We start from the raw sequence: 16,183 nt of genomic DNA, 5'->3' as shown, positions 1-16,183 counted from the left end.
GGCTCAGCCCCCGCCTTCCTTAAGCATCCGGTCCAGCTCCCGTAGCCGTTCCGGGGTACCGATATCCATCCAGTGTCCGCTGTGGCGAATGCCTTGCACCCGCCCCCGGGTCATAGCATCCCGCAGGATGGGCGCCAGTTTTCGGGCGCCCGGTGTCAGCCCCGAAAACAGGCGACGGTTTAGCAGGCTGATGCCGGTAAACGTCAGTGTTTCAGGGCCGCTCTCAATCACCGTGCCATCCGCCCGCAGGCAGAAGTCGCCCGCCGGGTTGTGGTCAGGGTTGCCTGTCATGACCAGTAATGCGTCGGCATGTTCGGGTGGCGTCAAATGGGACAGATCAAAATCACACCAGATGTCGCCGTTGATCACAACGAACCAATCGTCGTCGCTGCTGGTCAACAGGGGCAGTGCCTGAATAATCCCGCCAGCAGTCTCCAGGGGATCGTTTTCCCGCGAGTATTCAATGACCAGCCCGCCGTTACTGCCATTACCCAGCTCCGCCTCGATCTGCGAGCCCAGCCAGGCGTGATTGATCACGATCTCCCGGAAACCAGCGGCTTTCAGCCGTTCCAGATGGTGCACGATCAGCGGCTTGCCGCCGGCAGGCAGGAGCGGCTTCGGGGTGGTCAGGGTCAGCGGCCGCATGCGCTCGCCTTTGCCGGCTGCGAGAATCATCGCTTTCACTGGCCGAATGTCTCCACTGGGCCGATCTGCTGCTCAATGGGCGGTACCACGGTGTCTGTGAGCCATTCGTGGAAGTGGCGCAGGGCGGCCTGACGGCTGCTGGCCTCCACCAGATAGCCCACGGTGCGGGGAACATCCTTCAGGAAACCGGTCTTGCCGTCACGTATGGCCAGCCGGGCAAAGATGCCCGCGGCTTTCAGATGGCGCTGCATGCCCATGAGCTCCAGCCACTGGCGGAAGGTGTCCCTGTCAGCCTTGTGGAGGCCGGCCTCGGCACTGAGCACGCGGAAATGGTCTGTCCACTGGTCGATGCGTTCTTCCGGCCAGCGGATATAGCAATCTTTCAGCAGCGATACCAGGTCGTAAGTGACCGGGCCGCGCACGGCGTCCTGAAAGTCGATCACGCCGGGCCTCGTGGTGCCTGCGCGGACCAGCAGATTGCGGGAATGGTAGTCGCGGTGCACCGCCACATTCGGCTGGGCCAGGGCGCTCTCCCGCAGGAAGGCGAAAGTGGTGTCCAGTAGCGCGCGTTCTCCGTTTGAGAGCGTCAGTCCCAATTGTTGTGTCAGCAACCAGTCCGGAAACAGAGCCATTTCCCGGTCCAGCAAGGCGATGTCGTAAGCCGGAAGTGGGTAGTCGGGAGCATCGTCGGCCTGCTGTATGCGGACCAGCTCGTCCATTGCAGCGCCATAAAGCTGGTCGGCGTTGGTGTGGTTTAAGGCGCCGAACATCAGGGCGTCACCGAAGTCTTCCAGCAGCAGGAAGCCCCGGGTCAGGTCTTCGTGGACGATGTCCGGCACAGCGATATCAAGGCTGCGCCAGTGATGGGCGATCGCCACGAAGGGGTGGCAGTCCTCATGCTCGGGCGGCGCATCCATCACAATATACGGCTGGGCCCCGGTGCCATGTGGGTTGCCGCTGACGCGGAAGTAGCGGCGGAAACTCGCGTCGCCGGATACTGGCTCGGGTGTCGCCTGGTCAAAACCGGGAAGGTCTCTGACCCACTGGGTGAGCATTGTCAGGCGGGTATCCATGGAATTGGCTGTTATCCTGGCTCAGAAGTTATCGGTGACCTGGCCGCAACGAACCTGCGGGCTCATGGCCGAAAGTTAGCAGATCAGTATAGAGGCGGTAAAACGGTTTTGCAGCAATGGTCGGTTTCCGTTAACAAGGCAAAGGGCGCCGTGTAAACTAGGCCGCTGTTAAGTGTCTCCGACAGCCGCGAATCCATTCTGGACAGGAACCCGCTCACCGTGCCAGCCCCAACAAGGAAGCTGCGAATGCCAACGCCCCGCATGCGGCACCGTCTCGGGTTGCTGTTCGCGTCCGCTACGGGTTGCACAATGTTGGCACCAATGCCGGTGGTTTATGCCCAGGAAGCCGCCCCTTCGGCTGCCGAGATTGACTGGCGGCCGAAGTCTGACTTGCCGGAGGATGTCCGTCGTTCCCTGCCGGACTTCTGCGAGGGCGGCTATTTGCCTTCCGCAGTGCCGGGGACGGTTAAAGGCGGCGCTGGAGAGCCAGCAGCGAAACATGGCCAGGCGCCCCTACAGGCCAGTGGGCTCAATGCGCGGTATGAACTCGACAACGAACTGTTTCTGCGGGGAGACGTTCGTCTGCAGCAGCCGGGATTCCAGGTGACGGGCTCCGAGGCCCGCTACAACCAGGCAACCGGTGCGGTGGCCATAGAGGGGCCGCTGACCAGCCGCGGTGACGGCTTCGTGCTGACCGGAGAACGTGCGGACTACGACGTCAACAGCGGCCGGGTGGACATCAATACCGCGACCTTTCTCCTGCATGGCCCGGAAATGCGGGGTTCGGCCACTCAGCTCTCCCGCACGGCGGAAGACCAGGTACGAATTCGTGGCGGCTCTCTGACCACCTGCGCCCCGGACAACAACGATTGGTCCATCGTGGCGTCCGACATCCACCTGGACCAGGGCGAAGGTGTGGGCACCGCAAAGCACGTACGCCTTGAGATCAGTGATATCCCGGTGTTCTACTGGCCCTATGCCAGTTTCCCCATTGACGATCGCCGCAAGACAGGCTTTCTCTATCCGTCTTTTGGTACCTCCAACGCGGGTAGCGGCGCTTTCCTGTCGGTTCCCTACTACCTCAACCTGGCGCCACACTACGACGCGACGCTGACGCCTCAGTACATACATGGGCGTGGGTTGTTTACCGAGGCGGAGGGGCGTTACCTCAGCAGTCTTGGGGAATCGGTGCTTCAGCTAGGCTACGCGGGTAACGACACCGAGTACGAGGAGGAGTTTCCCTCGCAAGGGGGTGAACGCTGGGGGCTTGATTTCAGTACCCAGGCGAGATTCGGATACGGCTGGACCGGCTACGGGGATTATTCCGTGGTTAGCGACGACGACTACCTCAGTGATCTCAACCGCAACCTGGAGATCAATCGCGCAACCCATCTGCGTCGCCGGGGTGGTATCCGCTATCGGGATTCCTCCCAGTATTTCGAAACCTATCTCAACGGCTACCAGACCCTCAGCGATTTCATTGCCGACGAGAACATTCCCTACTCGCAGTTACCAGAAGTATTGTACGGCGCCACCGTGGATGCGGGGCCGGCGGAACTGAATCTGGAAAGCCAGTACACGTATTTCTACCGCGATAATGATGACCTGACGGGGCTCGACCGGGCCAACGGCCAGCGCTTTCGCGCCATACCCGAGCTGGCATTGCCCATGCGGGCGCTCTGGGGCTATGCCAGACCTTCCGTCAGTGTCGATTACACACGCTATGAGCTGGAGGACTACACCACACAGGACCCTGGCTTTGATCGTACCGTTCCGGTCGCGGAGTGGGATTCCGGCCTGTATTTTGATCGCCAGTCCAGCCTGTTCGATATTCCCTATAACCAGAGCCTGGAGCCCCGGCTTTACTACGCCTGGGCTGATGCCGATGCGGACCAATCGTTCATTCCGGATTTCGACACCGCCATTCGCTCATTCAGCTTCGACCAGTTGTTCCAACGCAATCGTTTCAGCGGCGGTGATCGGGTAGGTGATAGCAATCAATTGACCGTGGCACTAACCAGCCGCTTCAATGATCTGCTCACCGGCGCTGAACGTGCCCGCTTCAGCATTGGCCAGGTTCACTATTACGATGACCGGGAAGTGACGCTCGATGGGGAGGGGGCCTCTGACGCCAGTGACTCCCCGCTGGCCGGTGAAATGGTTTTGCGACCGGTGGACGGCCTGGAAATTCGAACCTCCGGCCTGTGGGAGCCGGACACGAGCAAGACGCAGGAAGGTCGCAGTCAGCTGATTTTCCACTCCGATGATTACCGTTATCTGGCCAGCCTGGGGCACAGTTACCGGCGAGACGAATTCGAGCAGTCGGATATCGGGGGCGTTTTTCCTGTCACAGACCGTGTTAGTCTGATCGGCCGCTGGGTCTACGATTCCGAGCTTGATCGTACGGTCGGTTCACTGGCCGGGCTGGAATACAATAACTGTTGCTGGAGTGTGCAGCTGGTGCACCAGAATTACCTGACGGACGACGAACAGCTTGAGAGTCGCATGCTGTTTCAGATCCAGCTCAAGGGACTGGGCGGGAGCGGCGGATCGTCCAGCCAGATTTCCGAAGCCATCTATGGCTTTGACGAAAGGGAACGTCGCCGTTTCGGTGATCGCTGATGCCTGACAGTCAGGCTCGGGATGCCGGGGTGACAGGCAGTATTCTTCCATACTAGAGGTGACTATGAAGGCGAACCTTCGCCATTGCGCACAAATGATGCTGGCACTGATGGTTGTGATGGTATCCGCAACCGTACAGGCGGACCGTAAACTGCTTGATCAGGTGGTGGCAGTCGTCAACGACGACGTTATTCTTCAGTCCGAGCTCGAGGCACGGATCAACACCATCACCGGGCGGCTGCGCGCTCAGGGCACCGGATTGCCCCCAAGGGATATTCTGGAAGAACGGGTTCTGGAGCAGTTGATCAGCGAGTCCATCCAGTTACAGATGGCGGACAGGGCCGGAATGCGCATCAGCGACAACGAACTCAATGAAACCCTGGCATCCATCGCCCAGCGCAACAATATGACGCTGGCCCAGTTCGAGCAACAACTGGTCCAGGAAGGCGTCACCTATCGCGAGGCCCGTGAGCAGATTCGCAACGAGATGATTACCAGCCGGGTACAGCAGCGCCAGGTTGGCAATCGCGTGCGGGTTACGGATCGGGAAGTTGAGAACTATCTTGCGGCAATGGAGGGTCAGGGCCGTAGCAATGCAGAGTATGAGCTTGCCCATATTCTCATTGAGGTGAACGATTTCAATGACGAGGACGAGGTCAGCGTTGCTCGCGAAAAGGTGGAGCAACTGCGTGAAGAAATTGCCGAGGGGCGGGACTTCCGCTCTGTTGCCGTTGCTGAATCCGATGCCAGCAATGCCCTCGACGGTGGCAACATGGGATGGCGTGCCGAGAACCAACTGCCGTCACTGGTGGCCGATGTGGTCCCGGATCTTGAAACCGGAACCGTCTCCCCGGTACTCAGGAACAGCAGTGGCTTCCACTTGGTGATGGTGATGGATCGCCGCGGCGGTGATAAAGCACAGTTCATCGAGCAGTCGAAAGTCCGTCACATCCTGGTACGCACCTCGGAAACCGTGTCGGAAGCCCAGGCGGAAGCAACCATTCGAGATCTCTATCAGCAAATCGATAATGGCGCCGATTTCGCCGTCATCGCCCGGGAGCACTCTGATGACCCGGTTTCCGGCTCTGACGGTGGTAACCTCGGATGGGTCAGCCCCGGACAGATGGTGCCGGAGTTCGAACAGGCGATGATGGAAGCGGATGTGGGCGAGCTCAAGGGTCCGTTCCGCTCCCAGTTTGGCTGGCACATTCTGCAGGTGCAGGACCGTCGTCAGCAGGACATCAGCAGTGATGTACGGGAATCCGAGGCGCGGCAGGCCATCTACCGCCGCAAGTTTGATACCGAACTGCAGAACTGGCTGCGGGAGATCCGCGACGAGGCGTTTATTGAGTTCAAGAGCGGCTACGGAGCTGACAGCGAATCATGACACAGCCGGTCATCCTCGCACTGACAGCGGGCGAACCTGCGGGCATTGGCCCGGAGCTTTGCTTGCAACTGGCCCTGGAAAAACGCGGGCCCGGCATTGTGGTGGTGGCCAGCAAACCTCTGCTGGAGGCGAGGGCCCGACTGCTTGGGTTGAATGTAGAGCTGGAAGACTGGGCGCCGGGAGCACCAGCCACTGCTGAACCGGGCCGGCTCTCCGTGCTTTCCGTTGATGGATTGGCGTCCACTACGGCCGGCCAGCTGGATCCGGCGAATAGCGCCTATGTTCTGGAAACCCTGCGAGTAGCCGCCCAGGGCTGCCTTGATGGTACGTTCGACGGGATGGTGACGGCACCGGTTCACAAGGGCGTTATCAACAACGCCGGCATCGCCTTTAGTGGCCACACGGAGTTTCTGCAGGAGCTCTGTGGTGTTGAGCGTGTGGTGATGATGCTGGCCACGGACGAGTTAAGAGTGGCACTGGTGACCACCCATTTGCCCCTGAAGGACGTCTCTGCGGCGATTACGGCCGAGCGCCTGACCCAGGTCACCCGTATTCTGGACAATGACCTGCGCAAGTTCTTCGGCCTTCAGCATCCCAGAATCCTGGTTGCAGGGCTTAACCCCCACGCAGGTGAAGGCGGACATCTGGGGCGGGAAGAAATCGACGTCATCGAACCGACCCTGGACAAGCTGCGCCGGGAAGGCATCGACCTGACGGGCCCATTGCCGGCGGACACCCTCTTCACCCCTCATTGGCTCGATAACGCCGACGCAGTGCTGGCCATGTACCATGACCAGGGCTTGCCGGTTCTCAAATTCCAGGGCTTCGGCCGGGCGGTCAATATCACCCTGGGCCTGCCCATTGTGCGGACCTCCGTCGACCACGGCACCGCCCTTGATCTGGCCGGCACGGGCAGGGCAGATGCCGGCAGCCTGGAAACGGCAATCCGGGTGGGCGAACGAATGGCAACTTCAGCGAAAAGAGATCCTATCGAGTGAGTAGCAAACACGGCCATCAGGCCCGGAAACGCTTCGGTCAGAACTTTCTTCACGACCCCGGCGTGATTGAACGCATTATTCGCGCTATCCATCCCAAGCCGGACGATGCCCTTGTGGAAATCGGGCCTGGCCTGGGCGCTCTCACCGAGGAAATGCTTGCCGTTAACTCGAACCTCCAGGTGGTGGAGCTGGATCGGGACCTGATTCCTGTGCTCAGGACCAAATTCTTCAATTACCCCAACTTCCGCATTCATGAAGCGGATGCGTTGAAGTTTGATTTCGGCGAACTGGTTGCCGACAAGCCCCTGAGGATCATCGGCAACCTGCCGTACAATATTTCCACGCCATTGATTTTCCACTTGCTGGGGCATTCCGGCGTGGTGCAGGACATGCATTTCATGCTGCAGAAGGAAGTGGTTCAAAGGATGGCGGCGGTGCCCGGAGACAACAACTACGGCCGGTTGGGGATCATGACCCAGTATTTCTGCCGGGTGCAGCCGTTGTTTGAAGTCGGCCCAGGCGCTTTCCGGCCGGCGCCGAAAGTGGATTCCGCCATCGTTCGGCTGGTGCCCCATAAGACGCTGCCGCATCCGGCAAAGGATTATAAGCTGTTGCAGGCGGTGGTGCGCACGGCCTTCAGTGCCCGGCGAAAAACCCTCCGAAAGGCGCTGGCCGGCATGGTTTCCGTGGATCAACTCAACAGCGTTGGCATCAACGATGGCCTGCGCCCGGAAAACCTTGGCCTGGCAGAGTATGTTGCGATTGCCGATTTGTTGGCCGACAGTAAACCTGAAAATTTCGGTGCTGATGAGGTAAGTCATGACTGATTACGCCATCGGCGATATCCAGGGCTGCTATGAACGTCTCCTGGATGTGCTCGCCAAGGTGGATTTCTCACCGTCGCGGGATCGGCTCTGGGTGGCCGGCGACCTGATCAACCGCGGCCCGTCTTCGCTGGAAACCCTGCGCTACGTTGAAAGCCTGGGTAGCTCTGCAGTGGTGGTGTTGGGCAATCACGACCTGCACCTGCTGGCGGTGGCCATGGGTGGCCACGCTCTGAGGAACAAGGACACGCTCGCCGATATACTCGAAGCGCCGGATCACCAACGGCTTTTCGATTGGCTCCGACAGCAGAATCTTTGTGTTCATGATGAAGACCGCAATCTGGTGATGGTCCATGCCGGGCTGCCACACATCTGGTCTGTGGAAGAAGCGGTCGGCTACAGCCGGGAAGTGGAAGCGGTGATTCGCGGGCCCGAGGCCGAAAGCTACTTTGCAGATATGTACGGGAACTGGCCTGAACGCTGGCACCCGGACCTCAGTGGTATGGATCGGTGGCGGGTCATTACCAACTATTTCACCCGTATGCGGTTTATTGCCGAGGATGGCACCCTGGAACTCGCCGCCAAAGAGTCGGCCGCGTCGGCGCCGGATGGCTATGCACCCTGGTTTCGCTTCCCTCGCCAGGATGATGTGCGTGTGGTGTTCGGACATTGGGCGGCACTGGAAGGCCAGACTGAAAGCACCCGTTATTTCGGGCTGGATACCGGTTGTGTCTGGGGTGGAAAGCTTACCCTGATGAATCTTGATACCGGGGAAAAGATCCACTGTGACTGCTAGACAGATAGAACCCCTTCGCCCGGCACTGGTATTGGGCGCGCTGTTTGCCCTGTTAGCGGTGATGGCAGGAGCCTTTGGTGCACACGGGTTGCGTGGTGTAATTGACGAGCGGGGGCTTGAAGTTTTCCAGACTGCCGTCACATATCAGATATACCACTCATTGGCGTTAATTCTTGTCGCGATACTCCCGGTTGCGGGTCTGTCGCGGCGTTTGCTCGGCGTTGCGGCCGGCTTTTTTGTTGCTGGAATCCTGTTGTTCAGTGGCAGCCTGTACCTCCTGGTGCTAACGGACCTTCGCTGGATGGGGCCGGTTACGCCGGTTGGAGGAATCGGCTTTATGGTGGGCTGGATATTGGTTCTGATGGCGGGATTCAGGCGTTAGAGACAGATGTTTAAGGCAGGTAACGTTATGCAGGTACAGGTCAACGGTGACGCCATGGAGCTTCCCGAAGAAGTCACTGTCGCGGTATTGATAGAGCGGATGGCATTGGTTGGCAAGCGATTCGCTGTGGAAGTCAACGAAGATATTGTTCCCCGCAGCCAGCACGCCACCTTCAGCCTCAGCGATGGCGACAGGGTAGAGGTGGTTCACGCTATTGGCGGCGGTTAATAACCGCCTTGCCATTCCTTTTCCACGATTCTTTTAATGAGTTCAGGTGTAAAGCATGAGTGACAGTTCTGAAAGACCGCTTCCCGAAGACAAGCCGCTTGAAATCGCAGGTCGGGTATACCAGTCCCGGTTGCTGGTAGGCACCGGTAAGTATCGGGACATGGCTGAAACCGGCCATGCGATTGAAGCCAGCGGTGCGGAGATTGTCACCTTTGCCGTGCGCCGTACCAATCTGGGCCAGAACCCGGATGAACCGAGTTTGTTGGACGTGGTATCCCCTGAGCGCTACACCATGCTGCCTAACACCGCTGGCTGTTACACCGCAAAAGATGCCGTGCGTACCTGCAAGCTCGCACGGGAACTACTGGATGGTCATGACCTGGTCAAGCTGGAAGTGCTGGGTGAGGAAAAAACCCTGTACCCGAACATGACCGAAACCCTGGTGGCCGCAGAGGAACTGATCCGCGATGGCTTCAAGGTGATGGTGTATTGCTCGGACGACCCGTTGCTGGCCAAGCGTCTTGAGGAAATGGGCTGTATCGCCATCATGCCGCTGGGCGCACCCATTGGTTCCGGCCTGGGTATCCAGAACCGCTACAACATCCGCCTGATCGTCGAGAACGCCAATGTACCGGTGTTGGTGGATGCCGGTGTAGGTACTGCTTCTGATGCAACCCTGGCAATGGAGTTGGGTTGCGATGGCGTGCTGATGAACACCGCCATCGCCCAGGCCCAGGACCCGATCCGCATGGCCAAGGCAATGCGCCTGGCTATTGAATCTGGCCGCGATGCCTATCTGGCGGGGCGTATGCCGAAGAAGCTTTATGCCAGCGCATCGTCGCCCCTTGATGGTACTTTCTTCTGATCAGGTCCAGAATTTCAACTGATGGTGCCAGTACAGGCGGGCGCATCCATTCGGGACACGCCGTGAATACGTCCCTGTAGGCTCGTAAAAAACATCCCTGTTTTTTACGGTCCCGAATGGATGCGCCCGCCTGCACCCAAATTCCGTAGATAAACAGAGCGCTGTAGTCCTGTTATGACAGAACAAAAAATCAGTCGCCGTGAAGCGATTCTTCATGCCCTCGTGGAGCTTCTGGAGAAAGATCCGGGAGCACGAATTACCACTGCTGGCCTGGCCAAGTCGGTGGGTGTCACCGAGGCGGCCTTGTATCGCCATTTCCCCAGTAAACGGAAAATGTTCGAGGCGCTGATCGAGTTTGCCGAGGAGGCGGTGTTTTCCCGTTGCCAGGTCATCCTGCAGGAACAGGAGGATGTTCGGGTTCGGCTACAGCAACTCGTGCATCTGGTGCTGGTGTTTGCCGAGCGCAATCCGGGGCTTTGCACGGTGCTGACCGGTGATGCCCTGATGGGGGAGAACGAAGCCCTGCGCAAGCGAGCGTCGCAGTTCTTCGAGCGCCTGGAAACCCAGGTACGCCAGGCACTCAAAGAAGGCGAGATTCGCCAGGGTTTGCGCCCGAGAACCAGTTCAGCTCGAGGCGCGGACTTTGTACTGGTGTTTATGGAGGGCCGGGTTCAGCGCTATGTCCGTTCCTCCTTTTCCCGATTACCCTCCAACGACTTTGAAGAGGCCTGGGGCCTGGTTTCAGAAGCGGTCTGGGGCGTTCAATCGTAGCCCGATGCCTTGCGCAGGATGTCACGAACCGACTCCCAGACCGCCGGGGCTGATATCAGGATATCCCGCCCCCACAGGTCCGCCGGATAACCCTCCGGCACCTCACTGAAATGTCCCGCCGTCGCACCCGCCTCCAGCGCAATCAACCGTGCAGCGGCAAAGTCCCATGGGCTGACGTTCTCGTAGTAGATGTCCAACCGCCCGCAGGCCACCCAGCAGATGTCCAGCGCCGCAGAACCGATACGGCGTAGATCCCGGCATTGATGAATCATCGCTTCCAACCGACTTATCAGGGGTTCAAGGCTGTCCTTGGTGTAGGGGAAGCCGGTCGCGAACAATGATTCCCTTGGCCGTGTCGCCCCACTGTGTTTGATGGGGTTGCCATTCAGGGTGGCACCGATGCCCCGCTTGGCACGGAAGGTTTCACCAGAAAACGGAGCGTGTACCACGCCTGCCTGCACCCGCCCCTTTTCCGCATAGGCGATGGAGACTGCCACCTGGGGGTGGCCGTAGGCGTAATTCACAGTGCCGTCGATGGGGTCGATGATCCACAGCGGAGTGTCCAGGTGTTCGGCCTGGCTCAAGTCCGGCATGGTTTCTTCGGAGAGGATGCGATGGTCGGGGAAGCGCTCGCGAATGGCGCCGGTGATCATCTCGTCGGCCATTACGTCGGCGTGGGTGACCAGCTCCGACTGCTGTTTGTAATCGGTACGAAGGGTGTTCTGTTCCCGTTCGTGCTTGATCAACTCACCGGCCTTCAGGGCCAGCTCTTCGGCGAATTCCGCAATGGCGGTAATGGCTTCCGGGTTAGACATGATGGCGCCCTCCGATCTGAAATGAGGGCGCCAGTCTATCATGACCCTGTTACAGGCCGGTGAGCCACTGCTCCATCTTGTCCATGGCTGTCACCAGTCGCGGACAGGCCTGTTTGACGAAATCGTCACTCAGTTCCTGTTCACCGTACTCTTTTCCGGCCAGCGCCAGAGCCTCAGCACCGTCAAAGTCCACAAACGCGAGACGTGCGGCAAGGTGGTCCGGGACAAAGCCGAAATCACTGGCCGGCAGGATGGCCACACCGGTATTTTCCAGTAGCGACTGACACAGAGCCTGACTGGTTTTGATGTCGCGACGGGCCAGTGCTTCGCGGAAGTTGGAAAAGTCCGGGAACAGGTAGAACGCACCCTCGGGCTTTTGCACCACGGCCCCCATATCCGTCAGGCGGCGATGGAGGTATTCGCCTACTACCTTGAGCACCCGGCGTGACTGCTTCAGGTACTCATCCAGGTCTTCGCCACCATTAAACGCAGCAATGGCCGCATGTTGGATCGGAGCGCTGGTTGCGGTGTAGGTTTCGCTGGCGATGATCGCCATGGCGTCCTGCAAAGGGCGCAGCTCGGGCGGAAAAATAAACGTGCCGAGGCGCCAGCCACCCGCGCCAGCCCACTTGCTCAGGCCAGTGCTGATAATGGTGCCTTCCGGGTAATAGCGGGCGATGGACTTGTGCCGTCCCTCAAAGTGCACTTCGCCGTATATTTCGTCCGACAGCAGGATCAGTTTGTACTTGCGAGCGACGTTGGCGATAGCCAGCAACTGGTCGTCTGTGTAGGTACAGCCCGTTGGGTTGGACGGATAGTTCATGATCAGGATACGTGGTCGTGACGGGTCGTCGCGGCAGATGATGTCCAACTCTTCCGCGGTCAGCTGCCAGTTGTTTTCCGCGTGTGTTGGCAACCAGTGTACTGAGCGGCCGATAATGCGTGCCTGCGGCGCGTAGGATACCCAGCTTGGGCGCGGGATCAGCAAGTCGCCATAGTAGGCGAGCTGCAGCATGAACAGCAGCTCCTTGGAGCCGGGGCCAATCAGTACGTCTTCCCAGGTGCAGCGCATGCGCTCACTGCGGTTGATGTAGCCCGAAATCGATTCCCGCAGGGCCTTAAGGCCCTTCACCGGAAGGTAGTCCTTTTCATGGGCATGCTCGCGCAGGGCATCGACCACACGGTCGGGCACCGGAAATGGCGACTGGCCGAGCCCCAGCTTGATAATGTCCCGGCCTTCGGCGCGAAGCTGGTTACTGAGTTCGTTGATTCGGAGGGTGGCGGAGGGCTGAATGCCTCTGACGTTCAGGTTGATGGCGTAGCGGTGATCAGTCTGGATGTCCATGGTCCCGGTCTGTTGGTTGAGGGGTACAACCCGCAGTATAGGAAACCTTTTTGCGCCTGTGTGGTTTCGGAGATAGGTGATTGCCGCAGACGCTAGTTGGAATTGCTGGTTCTCAGCTCGGCCAGCACCTTGTTGAATTCGTCGCGGAGCGCCTCCCCCTTCGGATGCTGGCGGGAGAATGCCGCCCGAAACCCCCGCACTTCGCCAACGGTCCGTGGCATTGCGGACACATTTGCCAGCTCCGGATGGTCGGCGATGTGTTTGTCGATCAGATACCGACAGACGGTTTCCTCGCAGATGAACAGGTCGATACGGCCAAAGGCAATCATTTTCAGCCCCGTGAGTTCCGGGGATTCCTGGCTGATCTGAACAACCCGGGCGTTGCCGGCGGCCAGCCATTCCATGAACTCGGGGGCATAACTGTAGGACGCGGATAGCCCAATCCTCAGGCCGGCGAGATCATCCAGCTCCTGCCACTGAAGGCCCCGGTCGGAAAGGCTGAAAAACACATCCCGGGCCTCGCTGATGGGGTTGGTGAAGTAGTAGTGGCGGGCGCGGCTTGGCGAGTATGTCAGGGAGTAGATCAGGTCGGCGGTTCCAGCACGAGCGCTCGCTTCCGCCCGGGCCCAGGGTACAAGCCGGAAAACGGGGTCATAGCCCATCCTCGTCAGGACCTGGCGAAGGGTTTCCGTGTGGGTACCCTTCACCTCACCGTTATCCAGGTATTGGTAAGGCGGATAGATCGACGTGACAACCGTCATTGTGGGGCGGTCGGCATGGGCAATAACGGGAATGAGCACAGCGAGTAGAAGTGCCAGAAAACGTCCAGACATCAGTGCCTTGATCCAAGCAGGTGAGAAAGTGTCGTGGCGCCAGTATAGCGATTACACCCCGCACCTGCACAGGTGGTGGAAGGGGCATGCATCAAAACTGTTAAACAGCGAACGGTCGACTCCGGTTTTCATCCGTATAGTATTCCGCACCGCAGTAACAATAACAGCCATTTTGCGGAGAAACCCATGGACACCAGAACGGCTGATAACGCCGACTGTGCGCTACTGTCATCCGGAGACTGCCTTCCCCTGGCCCGCGTGCTGATCGTGGATGATCATCCATTTTTCCTGTTTGGAATTACGGCGATTCTTGAGCAGGAGCAACTCGCCCGGGAGGTTGCAACGGTAGCCTCGGTCGCGGACGCGGTGGACGATCTCCGTTCGCGGCCGGAAACCTCTCTTGTCCTGCTGGACCTGACATTGCAAGGGGAGGCCGGCCTGTCGTTGTTTTCCGAGCTTGAACAGATCGGGCTGCCGATTTCCGTGGTGGTCATCTCCAGCCGCGAGGACGAGGCCTCAGTACGAGCGGCACGCTCTGCGGGCGCCGTGGGGTTTCTGCCCAAGTCTGCTGGCCGCCGCTCGCTGCTTCGGATGGTCCAGCGGGTCAGCAACGGCCAGTTGTTCTATCCGTCATTGCCGTTTCCTTCCCTGAGCCCGGAGCACCTGACCCCACGCCAACTGGAGGTTCTTACACTCTTGGCGGATGGGCTTCCCAACAAGCGGATTTGCCAGGCCCTCGATCTCACTGAGCACACGGTGAAGACTCACCTGAAAGCGATTTTCACCCATCTGGGTGTCCACAACCGGACCGAATGTGTCGCCGAGGCAAGAGCGCTGGGACTGCTCTGACGCGGTCAGTCAGCAAGACGATCCAGTTGGGTAATCGCGGCTCGCAGTCTCATGGGTATCAGCGGTTTGTGCAGTACCCAGAGTCGGCGTTCAGAGTCGTAGCCCTGGGGAATCGTTGTATCAGCCGTCATCAGGATGCCACCGCGGACCGACTTGCGAGCGAAAAGCCGATCGTAGAGGGCATCGCCAGACATTTCCGGGAGGTGGACGTCACTGACCAGAATAGCGTTGGACGATGCGCCCCAACGGGTGATTGCCTGTTCCGCGCTGGCAACGCCTCTCACGCTGTAGCCCCAGGACGCCAGGGTTTCGCAGGTCCAGTGACGAGCCTCATCGTGATCCTCCACAACCACCAGTGAGGGTGAGTGAGCGGAAGGTGGAACAGCCGCTCCGGAAACGGACTCTGTTGTCTGTGGTGCGGGCGTTGCCGGCAGGAAAACCCGGAAACAGGCGCCTTGCCCTGGCGATGAACTGACGTTGCAATGTCCCTCCATCATGCCCGTCAGCTCATGAACAATGGCCAGTCCGAGCCCCAGGCCGGGGCAACTACGCTGGCGCTGACTGTTGCGAAAAAAGGGAGTGAAGATCTGCTCGAGGCTGCCGTCATCAATGCCCCGGCCATCATCCTGTACCTCGAAGCACAGCTTTCCGTTGTCCTGATGGGCTCGAAGATCAATGCGGGTGGCGTCGCTATGTTCCAGGGCATTCGTTACCAGGTTCTGGAGCACGCGGTGCAGCAACTGCGGGTCTGCAAACACCCCACTGCCGGTGGCGGGTTTATGGATGACTAGCTGCGCGCCCGGGCGTTGTACCTGCTCGCTAAACGTTTCAGATACCTGCCGTATGACCTGCCACGTACAAAGCCTGGTGGGCTCAGGGGAGATCATGCCCTCCTGGATGCGGGAGATATCCAGAACCGAGGCCAGCAGGTTGTTGAAATGGGTGACCGAGGATTTCAGTCGCGACACCAGCGACTGCTGTTCACCTGGCAGACCGTCAGCGGTGAGGTTTTCCAGAATCAGGCTGATGACATTCAGGGGTTGACGAAGGTCGTGGCTGGCGACAGTAATAAGTCGGGTCTTGCGGTGATTCTCCTGTTCGGCCTGTTGTTTGGAGGCGTTGAGCATCTGGCGATCCAAAAAGTGGGCTCTCTGACGGTGTTCACTGAGCCAGGACCCTACCATCCCGATGATGTTGGCAGTGCCGATGAAAAAACCGTTAATCATGAGTTGGTGAGCCCCCGAACTGGTGGCGTGCTCCACCCAAAGATAGGCAACGATAACCAGCAGGGAGGCTCCGGAAACCGTGCGAAACGGGATGCCCATCACGAAGTAGCCAAACATCAGCATCAGCAGGATGCCTTCATAGGGCAGTGGGTGGTTCTCCAGGCGTGCAAGCCCAATAATGCCCACCACACTGAGGCCGCCGACCAGATAGGCGAGTGCATAGATCTTAACGAAATGATCGTTGCGAATGTCTCGATAGGACAGCCACCACACGCCGATGATGACCGGGCAGGTGACCATAAGCCGTACAGCGATGGTATCCCGTGCGATGGCCGGGGGCAGCATCAGGGAATCCAGCAGGGTATATACCAGGAACAGCGTCAGCGCACTGGCGGAGACCAGTCGTGCGCGTGATCGTATGCCTTCGTCCCTGACTCTGCGATAGTGGGCTTCCAGCGCAGGCTCAAACCGCAGCCGTCGAAATCCGTTGGCCCGTTGATCCCGAAGCTGGGAAAAATTCATCG

16 protein-coding genes are annotated in these 16,183 nt (G+C 59.2%); 10 read left to right on the top strand and 6 right to left on the bottom strand.

Annotated features, from left to right (window positions below):
* Nucleotides 1–3: 3 nt before the first annotated feature.
* Both murU and AAGD24_RS17765 read right to left on the bottom strand, forming a co-directional pair.
* The gene (gene murU / locus AAGD24_RS17770) at nt 4–684 is read right to left on the bottom strand and encodes an N-acetylmuramate alpha-1-phosphate uridylyltransferase MurU (RefSeq protein ID WP_228210062.1); all 681 of its coding nucleotides are present in this window, start codon (nt 682–684) and stop codon (nt 4–6) included.
* Nucleotides 681–1,718, bottom strand: a complete 1,038-nt coding sequence (locus AAGD24_RS17765; protein WP_379865785.1) for an aminoglycoside phosphotransferase family protein — start codon at nt 1,716–1,718, stop codon at nt 681–683. The genes murU and AAGD24_RS17765 overlap by 4 nt, the downstream gene beginning before the upstream one ends.
* 321 nt (nt 1,719–2,039) lie before the next feature.
* On the opposite strand from AAGD24_RS17765, the gene AAGD24_RS17760 reads away from it, so the two are divergent.
* From AAGD24_RS17760 to slmA, 9 genes are all read left to right on the top strand, one after another.
* A complete protein-coding gene (locus AAGD24_RS17760; protein ID WP_379867368.1) occupies nt 2,040–4,340 on the top strand; it encodes an LPS-assembly protein LptD in 2,301 nt (766 codons plus the stop codon).
* 64 nt (nt 4,341–4,404) lie between these two features.
* On the top strand, nt 4,405–5,727 hold the full coding sequence (locus AAGD24_RS17755; protein ID WP_228210063.1) for a peptidylprolyl isomerase: 1,323 nt from the start codon (nt 4,405–4,407) through the stop codon (nt 5,725–5,727).
* Nucleotides 5,724–6,725, top strand: coding sequence for a 4-hydroxythreonine-4-phosphate dehydrogenase PdxA (pdxA, locus tag AAGD24_RS17750; RefSeq protein WP_228210064.1), 1,002 nt, complete (start codon nt 5,724–5,726; stop codon nt 6,723–6,725). The genes AAGD24_RS17755 and pdxA overlap by 4 nt, the downstream gene beginning before the upstream one ends.
* Nucleotides 6,722–7,552, top strand: a complete 831-nt coding sequence (gene rsmA / locus AAGD24_RS17745; protein ID WP_036210985.1) for a 16S rRNA (adenine(1518)-N(6)/adenine(1519)-N(6))-dimethyltransferase RsmA — start codon at nt 6,722–6,724, stop codon at nt 7,550–7,552. The genes pdxA and rsmA overlap by 4 nt, the downstream gene beginning before the upstream one ends.
* The gene (locus tag AAGD24_RS17740; RefSeq protein ID WP_036210987.1) at nt 7,545–8,345 is read left to right on the top strand and encodes a symmetrical bis(5'-nucleosyl)-tetraphosphatase; all 801 of its coding nucleotides are present in this window, start codon (nt 7,545–7,547) and stop codon (nt 8,343–8,345) included. The genes rsmA and AAGD24_RS17740 overlap by 8 nt, the downstream gene beginning before the upstream one ends.
* Nucleotides 8,346–8,406: 61 nt before the next feature.
* Nucleotides 8,407–8,727, top strand: a complete 321-nt coding sequence (locus tag AAGD24_RS17735; RefSeq protein ID WP_226910030.1) for a DUF423 domain-containing protein — start codon at nt 8,407–8,409, stop codon at nt 8,725–8,727.
* Nucleotides 8,728–8,754: 27 nt separating this feature from the next.
* Entirely contained in the window at nt 8,755–8,955 is a 201-nt protein-coding gene (gene thiS / locus AAGD24_RS17730; RefSeq protein WP_075194233.1) for a sulfur carrier protein ThiS, read from the top strand.
* 55 nt (nt 8,956–9,010) lie between these two features.
* The gene (locus AAGD24_RS17725) at nt 9,011–9,820 is read left to right on the top strand and encodes a thiazole synthase (RefSeq protein ID WP_036210990.1); all 810 of its coding nucleotides are present in this window, start codon (nt 9,011–9,013) and stop codon (nt 9,818–9,820) included.
* Between the two features lie 174 nt (nt 9,821–9,994).
* Entirely contained in the window at nt 9,995–10,591 is a 597-nt protein-coding gene (slmA, locus tag AAGD24_RS17720; protein WP_075194234.1) for a nucleoid occlusion factor SlmA, read from the top strand.
* Here the strand turns inward: slmA and AAGD24_RS17715 are convergent.
* From AAGD24_RS17715 to AAGD24_RS17705, 3 genes are all read right to left on the bottom strand, one after another.
* Nucleotides 10,582–11,406, bottom strand: a complete 825-nt coding sequence (locus AAGD24_RS17715; protein ID WP_041336399.1) for an inositol monophosphatase family protein — start codon at nt 11,404–11,406, stop codon at nt 10,582–10,584. The genes slmA and AAGD24_RS17715 overlap by 10 nt on opposite strands.
* Before the next feature lie 49 nt (nt 11,407–11,455).
* Nucleotides 11,456–12,751, bottom strand: a complete 1,296-nt coding sequence (locus AAGD24_RS17710) for a pyridoxal phosphate-dependent aminotransferase (protein WP_036210999.1) — start codon at nt 12,749–12,751, stop codon at nt 11,456–11,458.
* Nucleotides 12,752–12,843: 92 nt separating this feature from the next.
* Nucleotides 12,844–13,584 (bottom strand): ABC transporter substrate-binding protein, encoded by a 741-nt coding sequence (locus AAGD24_RS17705; protein ID WP_036211002.1) that lies wholly within the window; start codon nt 13,582–13,584, stop codon nt 12,844–12,846.
* A gap of 186 nt (nt 13,585–13,770) precedes the next feature.
* Here AAGD24_RS17705 and AAGD24_RS17700 point away from each other — a divergent pair, with 186 nt between their 5' ends.
* The gene (locus tag AAGD24_RS17700; protein WP_051947072.1) at nt 13,771–14,433 is read left to right on the top strand and encodes a response regulator transcription factor; all 663 of its coding nucleotides are present in this window, start codon (nt 13,771–13,773) and stop codon (nt 14,431–14,433) included.
* Nucleotides 14,434–14,438: 5 nt separating this feature from the next.
* Here AAGD24_RS17700 and AAGD24_RS17695 read toward each other — a convergent pair whose 3' ends face one another.
* Nucleotides 14,439–16,181: a hybrid sensor histidine kinase/response regulator gene (locus AAGD24_RS17695; RefSeq protein ID WP_228210066.1), complete on the bottom strand. Its 1,743-nt coding sequence runs from the start codon at nt 16,179–16,181 to the stop codon at nt 14,439–14,441.
* Nucleotides 16,182–16,183: the final 2 nt, after the last annotated feature.

Source organism: Marinobacter sp. M5B (assembly GCF_042604615.1).
Classification (GTDB): Bacteria; Pseudomonadota; Gammaproteobacteria; order Pseudomonadales; family Oleiphilaceae; genus Marinobacter; species Marinobacter salarius.
Note: the sequence above shows the minus strand (reverse complement) of the source record. Positions and strands in the feature narration are given on the sequence as shown.

Coding starts and splice junctions, on each gene's coding strand:
- AAGD24_RS17715 (WP_041336399.1), bottom strand. CDS start 11,406: ATGTCTAACCCGGAAGCCATTACCGCCATTGCGGAATTCGCCGAAGAG.
- AAGD24_RS17755 (WP_228210063.1), top strand. CDS start 4,405: ATGAAGGCGAACCTTCGCCATTGCGCACAAATGATGCTGGCACTGATG.
- AAGD24_RS17760 (WP_379867368.1), top strand. CDS start 2,040: ATGCCGGTGGTTTATGCCCAGGAAGCCGCCCCTTCGGCTGCCGAGATT.
- AAGD24_RS17695 (WP_228210066.1), bottom strand. CDS start 16,181: ATGAATTTTTCCCAGCTTCGGGATCAACGGGCCAACGGATTTCGACGG.
- AAGD24_RS17765 (WP_379865785.1), bottom strand. CDS start 1,718: ATGGATACCCGCCTGACAATGCTCACCCAGTGGGTCAGAGACCTTCCC.
- thiS (WP_075194233.1), top strand. CDS start 8,755: ATGCAGGTACAGGTCAACGGTGACGCCATGGAGCTTCCCGAAGAAGTC.
- slmA (WP_075194234.1), top strand. CDS start 9,995: ATGACAGAACAAAAAATCAGTCGCCGTGAAGCGATTCTTCATGCCCTC.
- AAGD24_RS17700 (WP_051947072.1), top strand. CDS start 13,771: ATGGACACCAGAACGGCTGATAACGCCGACTGTGCGCTACTGTCATCC.
- AAGD24_RS17725 (WP_036210990.1), top strand. CDS start 9,011: ATGAGTGACAGTTCTGAAAGACCGCTTCCCGAAGACAAGCCGCTTGAA.
- AAGD24_RS17705 (WP_036211002.1), bottom strand. CDS start 13,584: ATGTCTGGACGTTTTCTGGCACTTCTACTCGCTGTGCTCATTCCCGTT.
- AAGD24_RS17710 (WP_036210999.1), bottom strand. CDS start 12,751: ATGGACATCCAGACTGATCACCGCTACGCCATCAACCTGAACGTCAGA.
- pdxA (WP_228210064.1), top strand. CDS start 5,724: ATGACACAGCCGGTCATCCTCGCACTGACAGCGGGCGAACCTGCGGGC.
- AAGD24_RS17740 (WP_036210987.1), top strand. CDS start 7,545: ATGACTGATTACGCCATCGGCGATATCCAGGGCTGCTATGAACGTCTC.
- AAGD24_RS17735 (WP_226910030.1), top strand. CDS start 8,407: ATGGCAGGAGCCTTTGGTGCACACGGGTTGCGTGGTGTAATTGACGAG.